This window comes from Psychrobacter sp. AntiMn-1 (assembly GCF_001854065.1).
GTDB classification, from domain to species: Bacteria; Pseudomonadota; Gammaproteobacteria; order Pseudomonadales; family Moraxellaceae; genus Psychrobacter; species Psychrobacter pacificensis.
The window spans coordinates 930,380-950,919 of record NZ_CP012969.1; the positions used below are offsets into that span (position 1 = coordinate 930,380).

At 44.9% G+C, this 20,540-nt stretch carries 18 protein-coding genes and 2 riboswitches; of the genes, 9 read left to right on the forward strand and 9 right to left on the reverse strand.

The window, feature by feature from the left end; genetic code table 11:
- Positions 1–181: 181 nt before the first annotated feature.
- Entirely contained in the window at positions 182–502 is a 321-nt protein-coding gene (locus AOT82_RS03780) for a YcgL domain-containing protein (RefSeq protein ID WP_071001878.1), read from the reverse strand.
- A 260-nt stretch (positions 503–762) separates the two neighbouring features.
- Positions 763–901: riboswitch (glycine riboswitch) on the forward strand.
- Between the two features lie 66 nt (positions 902–967).
- A riboswitch (glycine riboswitch) is annotated at positions 968–1,112 on the forward strand.
- A 165-nt stretch (positions 1,113–1,277) separates the two neighbouring features.
- Between AOT82_RS03780 and gcvT the strand changes: the two genes are divergently transcribed.
- The 4 genes from gcvT (at position 1,278) to gcvP (ending at position 7,010) form a co-directional block, all read left to right on the forward strand.
- Positions 1,278–2,459: a glycine cleavage system aminomethyltransferase GcvT gene (gene gcvT, locus AOT82_RS03785; protein WP_071001879.1), complete on the forward strand. Its 1,182-nt coding sequence runs from the start codon at positions 1,278–1,280 to the stop codon at positions 2,457–2,459.
- Between the two features lie 117 nt (positions 2,460–2,576).
- The gene (gcvH, locus tag AOT82_RS03790; protein ID WP_071001880.1) at positions 2,577–2,957 is read left to right on the forward strand and encodes a glycine cleavage system protein GcvH; all 381 of its coding nucleotides are present in this window, start codon (positions 2,577–2,579) and stop codon (positions 2,955–2,957) included.
- Positions 2,958–3,268: 311 nt separating this feature from the next.
- The gene (locus AOT82_RS03795) at positions 3,269–4,027 is read left to right on the forward strand and encodes a nitroreductase family protein (RefSeq protein ID WP_156770968.1); all 759 of its coding nucleotides are present in this window, start codon (positions 3,269–3,271) and stop codon (positions 4,025–4,027) included.
- A gap of 85 nt (positions 4,028–4,112) precedes the next feature.
- The gene (gene gcvP, locus AOT82_RS03800) at positions 4,113–7,010 is read left to right on the forward strand and encodes an aminomethyl-transferring glycine dehydrogenase (RefSeq protein ID WP_071001882.1); all 2,898 of its coding nucleotides are present in this window, start codon (positions 4,113–4,115) and stop codon (positions 7,008–7,010) included.
- Between the two features lie 113 nt (positions 7,011–7,123).
- Here the strand turns inward: gcvP and AOT82_RS03805 are convergent, their stop codons facing one another.
- A complete protein-coding gene (locus AOT82_RS03805; protein ID WP_071001883.1) occupies positions 7,124–7,507 on the reverse strand; it encodes a hypothetical protein in 384 nt (127 codons plus the stop codon).
- Between the two features lie 349 nt (positions 7,508–7,856).
- On the opposite strand from AOT82_RS03805, the gene AOT82_RS03810 reads away from it, so the two are divergent.
- Together AOT82_RS03810 and AOT82_RS13800 are read left to right on the forward strand one after the other, a co-directional pair.
- Positions 7,857–8,561: a lipase family alpha/beta hydrolase gene (locus tag AOT82_RS03810; protein ID WP_227517178.1), complete on the forward strand. Its 705-nt coding sequence runs from the start codon at positions 7,857–7,859 to the stop codon at positions 8,559–8,561.
- A 54-nt stretch (positions 8,562–8,615) separates the two neighbouring features.
- A complete protein-coding gene (locus AOT82_RS13800) occupies positions 8,616–8,774 on the forward strand; it encodes a hypothetical protein (RefSeq protein ID WP_156770969.1) in 159 nt (52 codons plus the stop codon).
- Here AOT82_RS13800 and AOT82_RS03815 read toward each other — a convergent pair.
- The 4 genes from AOT82_RS03815 to AOT82_RS03830 form a co-directional block, all read right to left on the reverse strand.
- Positions 8,767–10,101: a ribonuclease D gene (locus AOT82_RS03815; RefSeq protein WP_335725902.1), complete on the reverse strand. Its 1,335-nt coding sequence runs from the start codon at positions 10,099–10,101 to the stop codon at positions 8,767–8,769. The two genes, AOT82_RS13800 and AOT82_RS03815, sit on opposite strands and share 8 nt — an antisense overlap.
- 136 nt (positions 10,102–10,237) lie before the next feature.
- Positions 10,238–10,831 carry a recombination mediator RecR gene (gene recR / locus AOT82_RS03820; protein ID WP_071001884.1) on the reverse strand — a complete coding sequence of 198 codons (594 nt, stop codon included), beginning with the start codon at positions 10,829–10,831 and terminating at the stop codon, positions 10,238–10,240.
- A gap of 118 nt (positions 10,832–10,949) precedes the next feature.
- Entirely contained in the window at positions 10,950–11,279 is a 330-nt protein-coding gene (locus AOT82_RS03825; RefSeq protein ID WP_025651278.1) for a YbaB/EbfC family nucleoid-associated protein, read from the reverse strand.
- A gap of 80 nt (positions 11,280–11,359) precedes the next feature.
- The gene (locus AOT82_RS03830) at positions 11,360–12,652 is read right to left on the reverse strand and encodes an O-succinylhomoserine sulfhydrylase (protein ID WP_071001885.1); all 1,293 of its coding nucleotides are present in this window, start codon (positions 12,650–12,652) and stop codon (positions 11,360–11,362) included.
- Between the two features lie 437 nt (positions 12,653–13,089).
- On the opposite strand from AOT82_RS03830, the gene AOT82_RS03835 reads away from it, so the two are divergent.
- The 3 genes from AOT82_RS03835 to dusA all read left to right on the forward strand — a co-directional run bounded on the left by AOT82_RS03835 (position 13,090) and on the right by dusA (position 17,353).
- The gene (locus AOT82_RS03835) at positions 13,090–14,733 is read left to right on the forward strand and encodes a phospholipase D family protein (RefSeq protein ID WP_071001886.1); all 1,644 of its coding nucleotides are present in this window, start codon (positions 13,090–13,092) and stop codon (positions 14,731–14,733) included.
- A 222-nt stretch (positions 14,734–14,955) separates the two neighbouring features.
- Positions 14,956–16,260, forward strand: coding sequence for an MFS transporter (locus tag AOT82_RS03840; RefSeq protein WP_071001887.1), 1,305 nt, complete (start codon positions 14,956–14,958; stop codon positions 16,258–16,260).
- Positions 16,261–16,369: 109 nt separating this feature from the next.
- Positions 16,370–17,353, forward strand: a complete 984-nt coding sequence (dusA, locus tag AOT82_RS03845) for a tRNA dihydrouridine(20/20a) synthase DusA (RefSeq protein WP_071001888.1) — start codon at positions 16,370–16,372, stop codon at positions 17,351–17,353.
- Between the two features lie 66 nt (positions 17,354–17,419).
- Here the strand turns inward: dusA and AOT82_RS03850 are convergent, their stop codons facing one another.
- The 3 genes from AOT82_RS03850 to sppA all read right to left on the reverse strand — a co-directional run bounded on the left by AOT82_RS03850 (position 17,420) and on the right by sppA (position 20,378).
- On the reverse strand, positions 17,420–18,208 hold the full coding sequence (locus AOT82_RS03850; RefSeq protein WP_071001889.1) for a CPBP family intramembrane glutamic endopeptidase: 789 nt from the start codon (positions 18,206–18,208) through the stop codon (positions 17,420–17,422).
- A 69-nt stretch (positions 18,209–18,277) separates the two neighbouring features.
- On the reverse strand, positions 18,278–19,168 hold the full coding sequence (locus AOT82_RS03855; protein WP_071001890.1) for an alpha/beta fold hydrolase: 891 nt from the start codon (positions 19,166–19,168) through the stop codon (positions 18,278–18,280).
- A 154-nt stretch (positions 19,169–19,322) separates the two neighbouring features.
- Complete coding sequence (sppA, locus tag AOT82_RS03860; protein WP_071001891.1) at positions 19,323–20,378, reverse strand: signal peptide peptidase SppA; 1,056 nt, start codon at positions 20,376–20,378, stop codon at positions 19,323–19,325.
- Positions 20,379–20,540 lie beyond the last annotated feature (162 nt).

The window sequence follows — 20,540 nt, forward strand, 5'->3', positions numbered from 1 at the left end:
TTTTTATGTGGATGTCATGGGGTGTCAGTTTATCACGACTTTCTACCCAAATGCATGTGACCAAATGTGTCATGAGTGTTTTGTCCATGGCATTGTAAAGACCATTCTCTCAATCATCTTGCCACAACCGTCTTATCAATAAGCGTACCAATCGTCAATGTTATCTAGTGGTAAAATGTATCTAGTCGTAGATATTGTCCTGCGCTTCACGAGCGCGTAGCTCTGCTTGGCGGCGCATGACATCTTGCGGTGGCATCTGCACAAAATAACCTTGGGACGCTAGCTTTGCCAGTACTTCTTCTTTATCAACACGCGCCAGAGTGGGCGTCGCCGCCAAATCAAGATGCATGACAAACTGGCTACGGCCCAACCCTGCACGAAAGTCCTTTGGCAGTACGCCAAGCCAATCTTTGATCTCATCGGTATCATCAGGATATTCAGGGCGCGCAATATATACATACATGTCGTCATGTTTGGGAAATTTATAAATATCGCAATGCATAAAAACCACCTATCAGAAACTATGGTCGTAGGTTAGCATATTTCAGGCAAACACCAGTAGTCGCTTTGCGTGTTGCTATGGTAATTTTTGCGCCCATACATCATTTTATTGATTCTCAAAACGGCTGATAGAGATAAAAAACACTATCTTGCTAAGCGTCTTTGGTGAGCAAATGTCCTAATGAGCACACATTTTTGCCAAATTTATTTGTTTTAATGGCGGTGATGACTTGTAAAAGCGCTTTGAACCTTTCATAATAAAAGCGTTTTTCAGGAGAGAGTCTGTCGGCACAGATTTTGTATCAAACCCTATTGGTGATACAAACTGACAACTGCCATACGACCACCGAAGGCGCATCCACCCTGCCAATCGCTCAGGTAAAAGGACTGAAAAACACATGTCACTGTTGTTTGGTAGTGTTTGCTAGCATCACGCTCATAGCGCACTACTTTATCAAACGTCAGACATAACAAATCTGGAGAGTGGTAAGAACGGACGACGTCTTACCCACCGAAGGGGAGAAAATACGCAATCATTCATTGGAGCTTTATATAATTGCTCACAAATGAGGCGTGTTGAAAATCTCAGGTCACAGGACAGATAGGGCTTTAGCTTAAACCGACGTTCAGCGTCTGTTTGGCCTACGTCTTTATCTTTGCTTTCTGTGTCACCCTTTGATGTAATATTGCGCCTTGCAATATTGCTTCTCGCTACTTTTACGTTGCACACCACTCTACTCTATCGAGTACGACTGATGTACACATAAGGATTTGTTATGACTGATACCCACTCTCAAGACTCTAGCAACACCCAAACCCCTAAGCGCACCCCTTTTTACCAGTCTCATCTTGATAGTGAGGGCAAATTGGTCGATTTTTCTGGTTGGGAATTGCCAATTCATTACGGTTCACAAATCGAAGAGCACGACGCGGTACGGACAGATGCCGGTATGTTTGATGTCTCACATATGGTTGTCACAGATATCAAAGGCGCAGATACTAAAGCATGGCTCCAAAAACTACTCGCAAATGATGTCAACAAACTCACTACCGCTGGTAAAGCGCTGTACTCTGGCATGCTCAATGAGCAAGGCGGCGTCATCGATGATTTGATCGTCTATCTGATGAATGCAGAGGAAACTGAGTACCGTATCGTCTCCAATGCAGCCACTCGTGACAAAGACTTAGCACAGTTTAATAAAGTCGCTGAAGGCTTTGATATTGCGATTACCGAGCGTCCTGAGCTTGCCATGCTCGCCGTTCAAGGGCCAAATGCTATTGAGAAACTGGCTCAAGCCAAACCAAACTGGGCAGATACCTTAGCTGGGCTAAAACCTTTCGTTGGCGCTGACTTGACCGATATCGAAGGCACCGATTGGTTTGTGGCTCGTACTGGCTATACTGGTGAAGATGGCGTCGAAGTCATTATGCATGCCGATGATGCCCCTGCTTTTTTTGAGCAGCTAAAAACAAATGGCATCAAACCTGCCGGTCTTGGCGCACGTGATACCTTGCGTATGGAAGCGGGCATGAACCTATATGGCCATGACATGGATGAGAATGTTAGCCCTTATGAGTGCAATATGGGCTGGACGCTTGCACTAAAAGACGATCGCGCCTTTGTCGGTCGTGACGCTTTGGTCAGCAAACGCAAGCAGGCAAAAGAAGACAACACCGCTATGAAGCAAGTAGGTCTGCTATTGACCACGCGCGGCGTATTGCGTGAAGGCATGACAGTGACTATCAATCAGGGCACTAACAATGAGCAAACTGGCCTTATCACCAGCGGTACATTCTCCCCTAGCCTAAAAAACTCCATTGCGATTGCTCGCGTGCCTGCCAGCTTATCAGAAGATGATCACGTACAGGTCGATCTACGCGGCAAAGGTAAATTCGTCGATGTACGCGTATTAAAGCTGCCTTTTGTCCGTAACGGCAAGCAACAGTTTGACTCGTAGGTCTTATAAATCTTATTATTAGAGCGCATTGTCGTTTTAGACATAATGATAAAAACGACGACACGCCCAGCCTCCATTATTTTTGTTAATTAACCTCTATCATTTAGGAGAGAGACCATGAGCAACATCCCAGCAGAGCTAAAATATATTGCAAGTCACGAGTGGCTGCGCCTAGAAGACGACGGTACGATCACTGTTGGTATCACTGACCATGCTCAAGACCTATTGGGTGATGTGGTGTTTGTTGAGCTACCAGAAGTGGGCGATATTATCGCTGTTGACGACGAAATCTCAGTTGTTGAATCAGTAAAAGCCGCCTCTGACGTATACGCGCCTATCTCAGGCGAAGTCATCGCTATCAACGAAGCACTAGAAGATGATCCTGAAATCATCAACTCTGACCCATATGGTGAAGGCTGGTTCTTTAAAGTGAAGCCTGACAACATCGCTGACTATGAAGCACTGATGACCGCTGACGAGTACGAAAGCGAATTATAATAACCACCTCTGTATAGCAGAAAGACAGTAGCCAAACCAAAATAGCAGCCAAACTTGTAGATACTGGCAAAAGCGGGTATCTACATCTCCTATTTGATACCCCTTTCTTATCAGCAAGGTTGATTCATAGATGACGCCTTTGATAACAAAGCAGCTTTATATATAGACCACCAAAAACCATTATCGTCCGATGTTATTGCTCTCAAGCGTTATCTCATTGACTCGTATTGATCACCTCTTCGAATTCCAATGAATACGTGCTATCAATAACGACGCAAACTGATAACCCAATTCTCAGCATGGATCCTAATATGAATACCAACACCGATAATAAAGACCCCATCGCCACACCAAACCATACACCGCAGCTACAAGCCTTTCGCGATATCGTAGAATCACGCCGTTCCGTGCGCCGTTTTACTGACACGCCCATCCCTGACGACGTACTGGCAGACTGTCTGCGTTTGGCCATGCTAGCACCAAACTCTAGCAACCTACAGCCGTGGGAGTTTTATGTTATCGATGATGCTGATAATCGCAAACGCGCCATCAAAAACTGTATGAACCAAAACGCGGCAAAAACATCGGCGCGCTTAATCGCTATCGTTGCTCGCACCGACATCTGGCATGAGCATGCTCAGCAAATATTGCGCGAATACCCTGATCAGCCAGTCCCTAAGAAAGTGAAAGACTACTATAACAAAGTCGTTACGATGGACTTTTTGCGCGGCCCAGCCAACGTGGTTTCGGCTGCAAAATGGGGCGCCACGCAAGTGGTCAGACGCGTCAAAGGCCCTCTCAAATCGCCTTACTATACCTTTGAAGACACCAAAAACTGGGCAACCAATAACACCGCGCTTGCCGCCGAAAACCTAATGTTGGCTCTACGTGCTCATGGTTTTGATAGCTGTCCTATGGGCGGCTTTGATGAGCCTGCCATGAAAGCGTTGCTCAATCTTAGCGACGACCATCATATCGTTATGATGATTGGCGCAGGTGAGCGTGCTGATAATGGCGTTTACAACACCCAATTCCGATTTGATCAAAAACAGTTTGTGCATTACGTATAACGTACCGCTCACAGTGTTTCCTTAACTGCTCACAATGTTTTCTTAATTGCTATTTTGTTTATTACTCCCTTAACCAAGGATTGTTATGACTATCTCTCAAAACCCATCGTTTGATACCTTTCAAGGATTGTTCAACGAAGCTGAATTTGTCTATCGCCACTTAGGTTCGAACGAAACCAAGCAAGCTGACCTACTCAGCGCTGTTGGTTATAAAGATATGCAAAGCTTTATCAATGACACTGTGCCTGAGCCAGTACGTTTGCACAAAGAATTGGACTTGCCAGTAGCGATGAGTGAGCATGCTGCACTTGCCAAACTACGCACGATGGCAGACGACATCACTGTTAACAAAAGCTATATTGGTCAAGGCTACTCTCCTGTTCGTATGCCTGCCGTCATTCAGCGCAACGTCCTTGAAAATCCAGGCTGGTATACCGCTTATACGCCTTACCAAGCAGAAATCGCTCAAGGTCGTTTAGAGGCATTGCTGAACTTCCAACAAGTATGTATCGATTTGACTGGTCTTGAGCTGGCTGGTGCATCATTGCTTGATGAAGCAACAGCAGCGGCAGAAGCAATGGCGATGTCAAAGCGTGTGAGTAAAAGCAAATCAACGCAGTACTTCGTCGATGAGCGTGTCTATCCACAGACGCTAGATGTGATCAATACTCGTGCGAAATACTTTGGTTGGGACGTGGTCGTGGGTGATTTTGAGACGGCTAAATCTGGCGACTATTTCGGCGCGCTATTCCAGTATGTTGGCGTAGAAGGCGACGTTAAAGACTTAACAGACGTCATCGCGGCCGTAAAAGAAAACAAGACTTACGTCAGTGTCGTCAGTGACATCATGAGCTTGGTGTTATTAAAATCACCAGCCGACATGGGTGCGGACGTAGCGCTAGGTAGTACTCAGCGTTTCGGTATTCCAATGGGCTTTGGTGGTCCACATGCCGCTTATTTTGCGTTCTCTGATAAAGCAAAACGCTCAGCGCCTGGTCGTATCATTGGCGTATCTAAAGACGCACAGGGCAATACCGCATTACGTATGGCGCTACAGACGCGTGAGCAGCATATCCGCCGCGAAAAAGCCAACTCAAACATCTGTACCTCGCAAGTATTGCTCGCTAACCTCGCTGGTATGTATGCGGTATATCATGGACCAGGCGGCGTCAAACGCATCGCCACTCGTATTCATGCCTTTGCGACTGCTTTCGCTGATGCTATCACAGCAGCGAATGACAGCAGCTTAAGCGTGGTACACGATCAATTCTTCGATACAGTCGTGGTTGATTGCGGTTCAGAGAAGCTAGCTACGCAAATCTTTAAAAATGCAGACAACGTTGGCTACAACTTATGGCGTCTAAGCGACACCAAATTGAGCGTTGCCTTTAGTGAAACCAGTGATCAGCAAGATTTTGGCGTATTGACTCAGTTATTCGTCAACAAGTCACACGATCTACCTGAAACCGCTCGCATCTCACTTGACAGCGCACACCTGCGTACGGATGACATCTTGACTCATCCAGTATTCAACTCGCATCATACCGAGCATGAAATGCTACGCTACCTAAAGTCGCTTGAAGACAAAGATCTAGCGATGAACCGCAGCATGATTTCACTAGGCAGCTGCACCATGAAGTTGAATGCCACCAGTGAGATGCTACCGATTACTTGGCCTGAGTTTGCCAATGTGCATCCATTCGCACCGCGTGACCAAGTCACAGGCTATATTGCGATGATCGATAGCTTACAAGATCAATTAAAAGCCATCACTGGTTTTGATGATGTCTCTATGCAGCCAAACTCTGGCGCTTCTGGTGAATATGCTGGTCTGCTCGCGATTCGCCGTTATCATGAGTCATTGGGCGAAACCGATCGCGATGTGTGCCTCATTCCAATGTCAGCGCACGGTACCAACCCTGCTACTGCCATGATGATGGGTATGAAAGTCGTCGTGGTCAAAACCGATGAAAACGGCAACGTTGATATTGAGGATTTAACCGCCAAGTGTGAAGAGCACAGCGAGCGTTTGGGCGCTTTAATGATCACGTACCCATCGACTCATGGCGTGTTTGAAGAAGGCATCCGTCATATCTGTGATTTGACTCACAAGCACGGTGGTCAGGTCTATATGGATGGCGCCAACATGAATGCTCAGGTAGGCATGATGCAGCCTGCAGACGTTGGTGCTGATGTACTACATATGAACCTGCACAAAACCTTCTGTATCCCGCATGGCGGCGGCGGTCCAGGTATGGGTCCTATCGGTATGAAGGCGCATTTGGCACCATTCATGGCAAACCATACGCTAAGCCCTGTGCATAACGCGCAAAAAGACTGCTCAGCGGTATCGGCTGCGCCTTATGGTTCAGCGAGCATCTTACCTATCTCATGGATGTATATCACTATGATGGGCCGCGATGGCCTACTAAAAGCAACCGAGCTTGCCCTGCTAAACGCTAACTATGTAGCCGCCCAGCTAAAAGACCACTACCCTGTATTATATACAGGTAAAAACGGCCGCGTGGCTCACGAATGTATCATCGATATTCGTCCGTTAAAAGAAGAGACTGGCATCACTGAAAGCGATATTGCTAAGCGCTTGATGGATTACGGTTTTCACTCACCAACGATGAGCTTCCCAGTCGCAGGCACACTGATGATTGAGCCCACAGAGTCTGAGTCTGTCGAGGAGTTGGATCGTTTTATCAGTGCGCTGAAATCTATCAAAGCTGAAGCGATGAAAGCAAAAGCGGGCGAAGACAACTGGACGCTAGAAGACAACCCATTGGTCAATGCACCGCATACGGCTGCTATGATTACTAATGAAGAATGGACGCATCCATACAGCCGTGAGACTGCTGCGTTCCCACTGCCTTACATCCGTGCAAACAAGTTCTGGCCAAGTGTGGCACGCGTCGATGATGCGTACGGTGACAAGAACCTTATGTGTTCTTGCCCAAGTATCGAAAACTATATGTAATGATCATTTTCGATAACTGCTCGTTTATTTTATAAAAAACCGCCAAATCAGCGACTGATTTGGCGGTTTTATTTTATGCACGCATTGTTAAATTTTGACACTATCAATGAGACTTAGCCGCCCAACCATCCTTTATTCAAACCACAGTCTATCCAGTTCACTTTTATCTGATCTGTAATATTAGCATTGGGATAAGTAAACGCCACACCACCTAGATAAAGCTCGTCGCCGATCTTATAGGACTTACCTTCAAATAATATAATCTCTTTATCCGCCTCCCACGAAAAGGAAGTATTCGCTAATACTAATAAAAGAGTATTGTCCTGTGTCATTACTTCTTCATTATCTCTAGTTAAAGCAAGGCAGTTATTGATAACTGTCAAATATCCCGCTGTCATCGCTGTAAATCGACCATCATATTTAGTTGGGGACCAAGTAGCAATTTGCAGAGGTGTCTTAGCTGGCACAGGTTCGCTTACCACTATCATTTCTGGCATCTCTACCTTAACAATTAGTGGTCTATCTACTCTATATAGTCAATCCTAAATAAAACAGATACATGATATATCAAGGTGGAACTGGTCTAAATTCTCCTTGCGTGCTGTGCCTACGCTGCTCGATGCTGCGAAAAATTTATCCCAGTCCCACTGTATCGTTTTTATACTGAATTCACTATAAGTAGTACAACCTGACAGCGAAAAAATAGCTAATATTGAAATGAAAAAACTCAGATAATTTGACAACCCTTACCCCTAAAGCGCTAATATAAGATGTCTGTCTATCCGCTCATTTTTATAAACAAGCGTCGATAAAAAATCTTATAATGCTACTCATTTGGATATTGTTATGCAACAAAAAGACATGGCACAAAAAGCGCCTACACGAAAAAACCTTGTGATTTTGATACATGGTTTGCATCAAACGACTTGGATGATGCGTCCCTTAGCGAAGCGTTTACAAGCACAAGGTTTTGCCACCCATCAATACAGTTATCGCAGCATGCGCGACGGTATCAAAACCAACAGCCAGCGACTACATGAGTGGCTGAGTGCCAACCACAACCCTGATCAGCCAATAGATTTGGTCGGTCATAGCTTGGGTGGATTGATTATTCGTGATTTTTTGGCCAATTATCCCAAGTGGCAAATTGGGCGCTGCGTCACGCTGGGCACGCCGCATGTGGGAAGTGTTTGCGCGGATTACGTATGGCGTTTGAGCCCTTTGATTGTAGGACGATCTTATGCTGATGCGCTCGATGGTACAGCGACGTCCTGTCCTGAACATATTCATATAGGCGTGATTGCAGGCGATAAACCGCGCGGCTTAGGACAACCTTTTTTGCAATATCATAATCGCAAACTGAATAAAGAAAGCGAATCAGCAGCCACAGAAAACTGTGCTCATGATGGTACAGTTTACGTCAGCGAAACACGTCTTGACTGCGCCAACGACCATATCGTACTGCCTGTGACCCATACAGGCATGCTGGTCGATAAAGAAGTGGCTCGGCAAGTGATTTACTTTTTAGAAAATGGTGAGTTTGAACGCTAGGGCATATTTTTAATACCTAAAATGCTCTAGATGACAGCGAATAATGGAATAGATATGACCGAGCAAAAGTATAAGCAAGATTGTCAAAACGGCCATTTATCGATAGAGAGAAAATTGATGCTGCCATTGATTGATTTAAAAAAAATTGATTTAAAAAACAAGCAATGTGAAATTAGGCATCAATTTTTTGAGTTGGCTGTATTTGCTATCTAATACCCATCCCTTGCTGCAATTCAGTTTTATGCTTGCTGATCACTGGAATCAACGTCTGGACGACCCAGTCATTGCGCCAACCTTTGAGACCTTGTGGCAGTTCGCTGAGATTTTTATCAAGAGCAATCACTTCATACAACTGTCCTAGCCATTTTTTGCGCATTAAAACGCTGCTAGGCATGCCGATAGCCTTAGCGTGATCATCAATCGCTTGCTGCACTGCTTTTGACAGGATTTTGTTTTTTGAGCGATATGGCGGCACAAGACAAGCTGGATGCTCGGCAGGTGGTAGGTTTTTGGCGTTTCTTATTATCTTAAGCAGCTCTTCACCATAGAGACGCAGCATACTACGGTGCATCGTCGTTTTGTGCGCCAGCTCACGCATGCTGTTTGGTTTTTCAGTGACGATCTCGCGTACCGCTTGCTTTTTGATGATAAACGTACGCGGCTGATTGGTCGCACGTGCCAGCTCTTCTCGCCACGTCGCAATCCCTTTGAGTATCGCCATTTGCTGTGAGTTATAGCGATAATCTGCCATCGTCAGATACATCGCTTCATCTTCGACGTGCTGCAAGTCATACAAATCACTGGCGTAGAGCTGACAATCCGCCCAGACGTAATCGTATAGGCCTTGTGCCTTAAGCGCATGTTCGATACTGAGATACAGCGCTGGCAAATAACGCACATCATCGATGGCATATTGCTCTTGCTCGTCTGTCAACGGGCGCTGGAGCCAATCAGACTGACTGTGCTCTTTATCGATATGCATATCTAGCTGATCTGCCAATGCCTGCTGATAGCCCATTTGTAATTGACCGGTTAAATAAGACAACGCAATTTGCGTATCAAAAATATTGGTCAATGGTGGACAACCAGATAGCAGATAAAAAATGCCTAAATCTTCGCCGCAAGCATGCCAGATGGCCACATCGACTTGGCGCAAGGCCTCCCACAGCTCAGACAGTTGCAACTCAGGCGCATCTAGTAAATACACGTGATTACCCGTATTTAACTGTACGAGTGCCAAACGCGGATAGTAAGTGTCGCGTTTGATAAACTCAGTATCTAGTGCGACGCGGCCACAAGTTGCCAAGGCATTGATCACCTCAGCCAATTGGTGCTGCTCACGCACCCATGTGACATCAACAGCATCAGCGACATCCAACAGTGCATCGATATCAATTGCATCAACATCCAGTGCATCATCATTTGATTCCGAAGGTGTCGCCACTGATGTCATCTCAGTATTAGCTGCTTTTTGTGATGAGTTATCAGTAATCTCAGAAGGGTTTGATTTGACTGAAGCGTTTGAAACGTTGTTGGACACGGGCAGATACCTGCATAAATAGGAGAAAATAAAACGCGATACTGCGTCTTAATAAAATGAAAAAGGAGAACAATAATAAAGCAATTATAACAATTTCACGAAATGAAATGGGTAAGACTTTGATGTCAGCAAAACCTTATAAAAAAGAGCGGTTTTGCATGGCTTGACCCAGCGTCATACTATCTAGATACTCAAGCTCGCCGCCCATCGGTATCCCTTGTGCCAAACGTGTGACTTTATTGACATGACGACTGACGGCCTCGCTAATAAAATGTGCGGTGGTCTGGCCTTCAACCGTCGTACCTGTTGCCAGTATAATCTCTTCAACAGGCTCTTGTTTGACTCGCCATACCAGCTGATCAATATTTAAGTCATCTGCACTGATTCCATCAATCGGGGATAAGTGTCCGCCAAGCACAAAATAGCGACCACGATACCCTGCCGTTTGCTCGATTGCCATCACATCTGCTGCTGTCTCGACCACACACAGCAGCCCATCATCACGTCTAGGGTCTTGGCATAGAGGACACACCGCTTCATCACTAAAGCTATGACAGCGCTGACATTCAACGATATCGCGCATGGCTTCATCTAGTGCTTGGGCAAGCGCCATGCCTTGCGGACGTTTTTTACTAAGCAAATGTAGCGCCATTCGTTGGGCACTTTTTTGACCGACGCCTGGCAATATACGCAGCTGTTTGACCAGCTGATCAAATTTGGCTGTAAGCAAAGTGGCTTTCCTTTAGTTGACTTTATTTAACTAAATTTATAAATCGTAGCTATAAAAATGGGGTCGTATCGTGCCGATAACAACCCCATTTTTGTGTTCAGTCTAAAGTATTTAATGCTTAGAACATACCTTGCATACCTGGTGGCAGACCCATACCTGAGGTCGCGCCAGCCATGGTTTCTTCGTATAGCTCATCCGCTTGACGCACCGCATCATTGATAGCGGCAGCGATAAGATCTTCGATCATATCTGGCTCATCTTCTAGCAGACTTGGATCGATGGTCAAACGCTTGACCACATGGCGACCAGTCATGGTGACTTTAACCAGACCACTGCCCGCTTCTGCTTGAACTTCTTTGTTCGCAAGCTCTTTCTTAGCATTTTCAACGTTTGCTTCTACTTTCTTTTGCATCGTTTGTGCTTGTTGCATCAATGCTTGAATGTTCATAGCTGCCTCTTTGTCTTATAATAATAAATGGGATACTTTAAAGTGTAAAATAAAATACTGACGGCATTATACCGCTATCTTTACAAACTGTCTAAACCACGCGCCAAATCTTTGATAATATCTTCGACATCTTCCAAACCGACTGATAGACGAATCAGACCGTCTTTCACGCCAGCTTCAGCACGCGCCTCAGGGGTTAGGCGAAAATGCGTGGTCGTCGCAGGATGCGTAATCGTGGTTTTTGCATCGCCCAAGTTGTTGGTGATAGAGACCATTTGAGTCGAGTCAATCACATGCCAAGCCGCTTCTTTCGTATCGCGGCTGTCAGATGCTTTGACTTCAAAACCCATGATAGCACCGTAACCGTCTTTCATATGATGCTGGCGTGTGGCGAGCTCATGTGCAGGATGGTCACTTAGGCCGGAGAAATGTACGGTACTGACATTAGGATGATTGACCAAAAATTCTGCGACTTGATTGGCATTGTTACAATGCGCTTGCATTCGGAGTTTTAGCGTTTCAAGCCCCTTGGTAAATACCCAAGCATTAAACGGGCTCATGCTGATACCGCCTGAGCGCACTACGGTAAACGCTTCTTGCATGAGTTTGTCACTACCAACCAACGCCCCGCCAAGTACTCGGCCCTGACCGTCTAAGTACTTGGTCGCAGAGTGAATAACGACATCGGCACCCAAATCTAGAGGGCGCTGCAATGCTGGCGTGGCAAAGCAGTTATCAACGACCAGTAGTATGTCATTGGCTTTGCAAAGCGTGCTCAAATAACCGATATCGCAAATCTGCGCCAGTGGATTACTTGGGCTTTCACAATAGATCACTTTGGTGTTTGGTTGAACGGCATTGGCCCATGCCTCATTGTCAAAGCAATCAACATAGCTAACTTCAACGCCAAACTTGGCCATATAGTTATTAAACAGCCCAATAGACGAGCCAAATAACTGATTGGCAGCGAGCAGATGGTCACCCGCTTTTAGATATGCCAAGCACATGGTCAGGATTGCACCCATACCAGAGGCCGTTGCAACCGCACGTTCACCGTTTTCTAGCGCGGCGAGACGACGCTCAAAAGTACGGACGCTTGGGTTGGTATGACGAGAGTAAACGTTTCCTGTCTTTGTACCGTCAAAATGTGCCGCAGCATCAGCGGCTGATTGATAAACATAAGAGCTGGTCGTAAAAATCGGCTCTGAATGCTCGCCCTCATCGGTACGATGCTGACCTGCGCGCACGGCGATAGTTTGCATACCGTAATCTAATCCTAAATCTAAGGCATCGTTACGCCAGTTTGGATCTAACCCATCGTTTGAGTTTTTTTGGTTCAAATTATTCTCATCTTTCGTTTGCGACTGACTCATAGACGTTCCGTTGCTTTGTTTTGGTTGGTATAAAAGGACTGCTTATTTTTTTGATTATTAAGCAAATTCATCAGCGTTATCATAACATGCCGACTTATTCCACACATCTGGTTTCAGATAACTTCTAATTATTAATTTTGCCTATTAAAATAACTGGATGTTCAATATGACAGCCATTATGCAGACTTAACCGCTTAACCGACAATAAATCACGATAAACTCAATCGTCAAACCTAACAAAAATAACGTATTTATAATAGGCAGATATGCTAACAGCTGCTAAGCTTAGCGACGATTTGAATTTTGGCGTTGGTGATATTTTTATAGACCGTCCAATCAATGCTATCATCCTTAAAAATAGATGAACAATTTCAGTAAATTACTTATCCATGCATTTTATTTATCAGTATATTTAGGCTCATCAAGGTAAATTCGTTATGTCGATGTTCAGTATAGAACCAAGCAGCTTATCGTTGAGTCTGACACTTGGGCTGACTTTAGGTCTGAGCGCTTGCCAGAGCCTACCCAAACAGCCACATCTACCTGAGAGCCAAGCGTTATCAGCGCGAGTCAATGCTTTATACCAACAAGAAGACAGCCCAAAGATTGAGCAAAATACAGCGACTACAACCAACAATACTGATCTAGTGACCGCCATCACAGCACAAAATGAGATTCATCCTGATCTGTCAGGCTATCATCCGATCGTCACTGGGGCAAATGCGTTTGCCGCCCGTAGTATCTTAACAGGTATGGCCACGCGCAATATCGATGCGCAGTATTATATTTGGCATAATGATCAGGCTGGCCAACTGCTATTAAAAGACTTGTGGGAAGCGGCTGAGCGCGGTGTGATCGTGCGTTTGTTGTTGGATGATTTTAATAACAGTGCAAAGTTTGATCAGCACCTATTACGTTTTGCGAGCCACCCTAATATCGCGGTGCGTATCATCAACCCATTAATGCACCGTAAGTTTTCAACATTGAACTACGTCACAGGTTTGCCGCGTATCAATCGCCGTATGCACAATAAAAGCATGACGTTTGATAAACAGATTACCGTTATCGGCGGACGTAATATCGGTAATGAGTACATGAGTAACGATCAAAGCAGCCAGTTTGCGGATTTGGATGTTTTACTGATTGGTAAAGTCGTCGCAGACATTGATAATAGCTTTGCCAGTTACTGGTCATCGCCACTGTCGTTTGACATCGAAACTTTAGCCAAGTTCGACGATGACGTCACGCCTGATTTTTTGAAGGCATTAGACAAGCTGGGTATAGATGAGGAAAATAACGAAGGCAGTAGCTTGACGGTTTATAAAGCCGCCATCAAAGACTCGACGATAGACACTGATCTGATCAACAAGCGTGTACCATTTCGTTGGACAGACATGCAGTTTTTGAGTGACGATGTTGGCAAGCTGTCCAAAAGCGTCTCATCTGAGACCAACTTGGTGCATCAACTGCGTACGTTACTCGGTAGCCCAACCAAAAAACTGACCATCATCTCGTCTTATTTTGTCCCGACCAAAGATGGGGTCGATACTTTGGTGAAGCTCGCCAAATCTGGCGTTGATATCAAAATATTAACCAACTCATTTGATGCGACCGACGTGACCGCTGTTCATTCTGGTTATAGTCAATGGCGCCCTAGCCTGCTGCGGTCAGGCGTAAAAATATACGAGCTAAAATCAACGGCAGCTGAAGAAAAACGTGACAATAAACTCTGGCGTGCACGCAGTCAGTCATCAACCAGCCTACATGCAAAAACGTTTGCGGTAGACGACTATCAAGTGTTTATCGGTTCCTACAACGTTGACCCTCGCTCTGCCAATATCAATACTGAGATGGGCGTCATCATCAATGATGATGAGTTGGCAAGACAGCTGCATGGGGCGCTGAGTGATGATTTACTAAACCAAGCTTATGAAGTTAAGCTGCTAGACAACGGTAGCTTGGAGTGGCACACCATGGAAGATGGCAAAGAAGTCGTTTACGAGTCAGAGCCACGGGTCGATATGAGTGATCATATCTGGCTTACTATTATGTCTTGGTTACCCATTGACTGGCTACTGTAATATGTAAACTCTTTTCTAAATAGTCCCTAAAATTGCAGGATGTGCAGTTTTGCTTTTGTTAAAAGCCAAATCCTGTAATCAAAGTTCTTATTACAATACACAAAATTACTGTTCCGGCGAATCATTGTTTATATACTTTGATTTGCCGGTTTTTATCATGGCCGATTATCTAAACGATGATCGTCTTAATGACCACTTTACTCCGTGGATGCGTGATCTATTATGCCGACTCGTTCTCAATACGCCCTGATGTCTAAAAAAGACAAAAATACAGTCATATTCGTAAGCTTTGTCAGCGCTGTAATCTTTTTTGATTTCTTGATTTATTTGTACATTGCAGACATTGTCTCAGCTGCTATTTTCCCCGCTAATAACGATCCTACGGTTGCTAAGCTGCAAGGAATGGGGCTGTTTGTCATTGGTTATTTGGCTCGGCCATTTGGTGGTATTGTGTTCGGGCGTTATGGTGATCTCAAAGGTCGAAAGCCGACCTTTTTCCTGAGCATAATCGTTACGGCAGGTAGCTTGCTCGCAATGGCGTGTCTGCCTACTTATGCGCAGTGGGGTGCGCTTGCACCTGCGTTATTCATATTGCTGAGAATCATACAAGGTATGGCATTTGGTCTTTACACACCGCTATCTTGGGTATTTGTGGCGGAGCATGTCCCTCGGCAGTATTTGTCAGTGGCTTGTAGCTACGTTACGGCTAGCTTTTTGGTAGGTGTACTGTTCTCTAATGCGTTTTTTCTGTGGCTGACTGACTTTATGACCACCGTACAGCTGACTGATTATGGCTGGCGTTTGCCGTTTTTTGTTGGCGCCTTACTAACCTGTCTGCCATTGTTGGTATGGCGATTGGTTAAAGAGACTCCGTTTTTCTTGGCGTTAGATAAGCCAAAAACTGGTAAGAATCTAGGTAGACCATTTACGGTATTATTCAAGCGCTGCAAACATTCTATCTTTGTCAGTATGGTACTGACTATAGTGATATCTAGTATCACCTCTGTCATTGTCCTACTACTGCCAGAACTAATAGAAATCAACTTTACTTTAGACAGTGATTTGTTTAGCTTTTCTCATAGCTTGGGCATCGTATTTATGGTTCTTGGCTGTGTCTTTTATGGCATGATCTCGACCCATGAGAACTTTGGTAAAATTTTGGTCATTGGTTCTGTTTTACTTATCGCTCAAACACTGGCGTTCTTTTATCATCTGCAGGCGGGTGGCGACTATATCTTAATCATGTATGCATTGCTAGGGTTCTGTGCCGGTATCATGGGCATGATCCCTGCCATTTTAGTGCAGCTATTTCCGACCAATGTACGTCTCACCGGCATTTCTTTTTGTTATAATATTACCTACGGTATCGTGGGTGTGCTGATACCCTTTGGTCTTGGTTACGCCACGACACTCATCAGTTTCTCGCCAGCGCTATATATTGCCTTTGTGGGCTCTATCGGTATTATTATGGGGCTTTATTTCTATAATTTGCCTGAATTCAAAAAGATTGATCATGTTATTTTATAAATAATAGATCAGTCACTAATTCGAACGATGTTTAAAACTAAGGTGCAATGAGATATCTCATTGCACCTTATCCATTTGTTTAAGACACAGATATTAAGGCTTGATAACCATGGTTGATATGACCAACAAACGCCTCTCCGTTGCGCCAATGATTGATTGGACAACGACAGACTATCGTTACTTTGCGCGACTATTTAACCCGCACACGTACCTGTATACCGAAATGATTAGCACCGGTGCATTGATACACGGTAACCGCGCACGTCACCTACGCTTTGACACACTTGAGCATCCACTGGTATTGCAGCTTGGCGGAGCAGATATCAGTGAGATGACACAATGCGCCGAATTTGCTCAGCAATACGGCTATGATGAAGTCAATATCAATGTTGGTTGCCCTTCTGATCGTGTGCAACACAACAAGATAGGCGCCTGTCTAATGGCAGAGCCAAAAACGGTGGCTGACTTGGTCAAGCACATGCAAGCTGCAGTCGATATCCCCGTGACGGTCAAACACCGTATCGGTATCGATGATTTTGACAGTTACGAGTTTATGGTGGATTTTGTGCAGACCGTTGCGGCGGCTGGCTGTACGCGTTTTATCGTTCATGCACGTACCGCGTGGCTACAAGGGCTGAGTCCTAAGCAAAACCGCGAGATACCACCGCTACGCTACGAGGATGTCTATCGTCTAAAACAAGACTTTCCTGAGCTTGATATTGAGATCAATGGCGGTATTGATACCATTGAAGACATAAAAATGCATTTGCAACATATCGATGGCGTGATGATTGGTCGGGCGTTTTATCACAACCCGTATCTATTAGCAGAGGCCAATAGCTTATGGAACGAGGCAGCACCCGAAACAATACCTAAGCGCTCAGAGATTTTAGAGCAGCTCTACCCTTATCTACAAGAACAAATCGCCAAAGGCGAAGCACTACCCACGATGACACGGCATTATCTAGGATTGTTTCAAGGATTGATGGGTGCACGCAAATGGCGGCAAGCATTGAGCGGCAAACCTCAGCTCACGCTCGATGACATTAAACGAGCAGCCGATGAAGTATTATTGTTAAATCCTGACGCATAGCTAAATGCTGATATAACTGGCTTGATAGAATTCACATGCTAGCCATTGTCGTGGCTAGCATGTTATCTACGCCGCTTGCGCAAGATACTGCCACATTGCTGCGCCATTATTAACGATATGTAGTACGATTGGCAGTAATAGCGACCCTGACTTGATACGTGCATAACAAAATATGAATGCCAAAACCACAATAGTACTGATTTCATAAATGCCATACTGCACATGGATAGTGGCAAATATCAAACTGGTCACGATACTTGCTACTATCGCACCGTGCTGCACAGAGTATGACGGTGCGGTGAACTGCTCTTTGATGGCTGACCATAATATGCCACGAAAGATCACTTCTTCGTAAATAGGTGCAACGACGACCATTGCAAAGACCAGCAGCCACACTGAACTAACAGACTGATATAGAGGGTCGACAAATACCAGCGGCGTCATATCCAGCATATAAGTCAGCGCCTGACTGACTATCATAAATATCAACAGCAATCCTAGCATGCCCATACCTACCGTAAATGAAAACGGCTTTAATGCTAAATACTGTCGCCATTCCCCGCCTTTTATACGAATAATGAGAACACTGGTTGTCATCAGCAGCACACAGCCTATGAGTATTGATAAGCTCACGACTGTTCCATCGTTACTGCCAAAAAAGAAGATATCGCCCATCGAAGCATTTTTGGTCGCAGGTAATACCAGCTTGCCAGCGATATAGACGCCTACCAATTGACTGATAAAAAACGCAAGCACCATCCCTACCGTCAGCATAAATGTACCAACGCGTGAAAATAATGGCGGACGCTCAGACGAGGTTGCGATATCCGGTAAAGCTGTCACGTTTTTTGGCATATATATGTCACTTAAAAAATACGCTGTCAGCTTGTATTAGACACAAGCCTACATAACGATACGTTGCTTTTATTTTGATAGTTGCCGCTTAATCAGTTCTAGTACCTGCTGCGATACAGACTCTGGGTGCTCAAGTGGGAACATATGCCCCCCTTCATGAGTCTCATAAGGTATGCCCAAGCGCGACTTTATCTGTTGGGGAAACCGACGTTTCAAAAAGATACTGTCTTGACCGATAATCAAGGTAACAGGCACTTTGGGGCCACGATTGGGCGTCAGCCAATACCAAGAAGGATTGGTACGAAACACTTCTACTTCATTAGCTTTAGGAATGGCCAGTGTCACTTTACCATCCGCGCGCTCATGCAAGCCATGATCGATATAGCCTTGGAAGCTGCGCTCATCAAAGTTTTTGAAAAATCCTTTGTGCCGCATTTTTTCGTACGCATCTGCTCGGCTGTCCCACACATCACGGCGATGCTTAGAGATACCCGCTGGTGACAATTTATCCATCAAACGCTTACTCGTAAGAGGCAATTTATCTACTGTCTTTGCCAAATGCCATAACAAGCTAACTTTGCCATAAATCCAAGGCGGATCCATGAGCACTGCTTGAGCAAACAGCTTAGGCTCACGGTACACTGCTTGCAAGGTACACATGGCGCCAAGTGAATGACCCACGCCCACCACCTGACTGACGCTATGCTTCTCACAGGCAGTTTTTACGCTATCGATCACCTGCTGCGTCAGACTGCGCCAATGATTATCCACGGGATAATCCGGCGTGTCACCCAACATGGCAATATATTCAATCGTAAAAAATGCGGACAATCCTGCAAAAAACGGCTCATAGACAGCACTTGGCATGCCATTGGCATGGGCAAAATGTAGCACAGGCTTTTTTGTTATCTTGGAGACAGGTAGCGCAGCAAAGGTCTGCAAATTGATTTCATCACTCATAACAGGCTCTCGTGGGATGGTTTATATATTATTTTTAATAATTCAACTGTCTTTCATATTAAGGTAGTTTTTAGCATTATATACAATTGAGGCTGAGCATAATTATATGCTCAGCCTCAACAATCATACACAGTATATCTAAAATATTAAACGCTTAACGCATTTTTGCATTACCTTCTTCTTGGGGCAAAAACCCATCAAGGCTCATGCTAGAGCCAATGCCTGCACCCAATTGTACCGCAAAGCGATCCATAAACATTTGGAACGGATCGGTTGGGCTATAGCTGATGATCGTATCAAGATCCAATTGTTTACTGAGGCTTGTAATACTGCCCGTTTTGTCTGCCAAACCTAACTCGATAGATTGCTCACCGGTCCAAAACAGTCCTGAAAACAGTTTGTTTTGTTCAGGATTTTTCAAGCGATCACCGCGGCCTTCTTTGACGGCATTGATGAAATGCTTGTGCGTATTAGCAAGCACACCTTCGACATGTTTTTCTTCGTAGTCAGTCAATGGGCGCGACAAACTCAAGATGTCTTTGTACTCACCCGCAGTGATAGTACGATCTTCTACGCCGACCTTGTCCATTAGGCCCTTGACATTGTAACTTGGCATAATGACACCGATAGAACCAACCAAGCTCGATGGATTGACATAGATCTCATCTGCGGCAGAGGCGATATAATAAGCACCTGAAGCACCAATATCACCGATAACAGCATAAAGCTTTTTATCGGGATATTCTTTACGCAGATCCATCATAGTCTGCCAAATTTCATCAGACTGTACCGGTGAGCCACCAGGTGAGTTAATGTCTAACGCCACCGCTTTAGAGTTACTATTTGCAAAAGCGTCTGTCAATGCCTCATTGACATCGTAAGCGTTGGCCACATCATCATTACTGATCACACCTTGCAGCTCAACCACTGCCAAATGCGGCGAGCTAGTATCAACGGCATCCATACCTGTTGGCGAACCACTACATCCGCGACCTATGGTCAAAAATATCAATAATATATAACCAAAGGTCAACAGTTTAAAGAAAATACTCCAGCGACGAGCACGGCGCTGCTCAACCACACTAGCTAATAAGGTGTTTTCCAGTACTTTCCACTCTTGTCCGCTCGGCGCGTTTGGTTGCTGCATTGGCGTTGGCTGATTTGCCGAATTATCAGGACGTTTGTTTGGGTCTGGTGGCCAGTTGGGCATATAACTTCCTAAGTCAGAAACAATCTAAAACAATAAAAAGATGATACTGATAATGACCGCAAAAGATAAATATCTTATCGTCACATCACTTATCGGTATGAATAAGCTGGTAAGTATGGTGGTATTTCGATAATGGTTCAATAGTATAACTGTGAAATATCA

Bases quoted from the DNA above. Each gene is read 5' to 3' on its own strand.
- AOT82_RS03795 (WP_156770968.1), top strand. From the start codon at position 3,269: ATGAATACCAACACCGATAATAAAGACCCCATCGCCACACCAAACCAT.
- gcvT (WP_071001879.1), top strand. From the start codon at position 1,278: ATGACTGATACCCACTCTCAAGACTCTAGCAACACCCAAACCCCTAAG.
- AOT82_RS03780 (WP_071001878.1), bottom strand. From the start codon at position 502: ATGCATTGCGATATTTATAAATTTCCCAAACATGACGACATGTATGTA.
- AOT82_RS03835 (WP_071001886.1), top strand. From the start codon at position 13,090: ATGTCGATGTTCAGTATAGAACCAAGCAGCTTATCGTTGAGTCTGACA.
- AOT82_RS03855 (WP_071001890.1), bottom strand. From the start codon at position 19,168: ATGAGTGATGAAATCAATTTGCAGACCTTTGCTGCGCTACCTGTCTCC.
- AOT82_RS03805 (WP_071001883.1), bottom strand. From the start codon at position 7,507: ATGCCAGAAATGATAGTGGTAAGCGAACCTGTGCCAGCTAAGACACCT.
- AOT82_RS03840 (WP_071001887.1), top strand. From the start codon at position 14,956: ATGCCGACTCGTTCTCAATACGCCCTGATGTCTAAAAAAGACAAAAAT.
- AOT82_RS03830 (WP_071001885.1), bottom strand. From the start codon at position 12,652: ATGAGTCAGTCGCAAACGAAAGATGAGAATAATTTGAACCAAAAAAAC.
- gcvH (WP_071001880.1), top strand. From the start codon at position 2,577: ATGAGCAACATCCCAGCAGAGCTAAAATATATTGCAAGTCACGAGTGG.
- AOT82_RS03850 (WP_071001889.1), bottom strand. From the start codon at position 18,208: ATGCCAAAAAACGTGACAGCTTTACCGGATATCGCAACCTCGTCTGAG.
- AOT82_RS03810 (WP_227517178.1), top strand. From the start codon at position 7,857: ATGCAACAAAAAGACATGGCACAAAAAGCGCCTACACGAAAAAACCTT.
- dusA (WP_071001888.1), top strand. From the start codon at position 16,370: ATGGTTGATATGACCAACAAACGCCTCTCCGTTGCGCCAATGATTGAT.
- AOT82_RS03825 (WP_025651278.1), bottom strand. From the start codon at position 11,279: ATGAACATTCAAGCATTGATGCAACAAGCACAAACGATGCAAAAGAAA.
- sppA (WP_071001891.1), bottom strand. From the start codon at position 20,378: ATGCCCAACTGGCCACCAGACCCAAACAAACGTCCTGATAATTCGGCA.
- AOT82_RS13800 (WP_156770969.1), top strand. From the start codon at position 8,616: ATGACCGAGCAAAAGTATAAGCAAGATTGTCAAAACGGCCATTTATCG.
- gcvP (WP_071001882.1), top strand. From the start codon at position 4,113: ATGACTATCTCTCAAAACCCATCGTTTGATACCTTTCAAGGATTGTTC.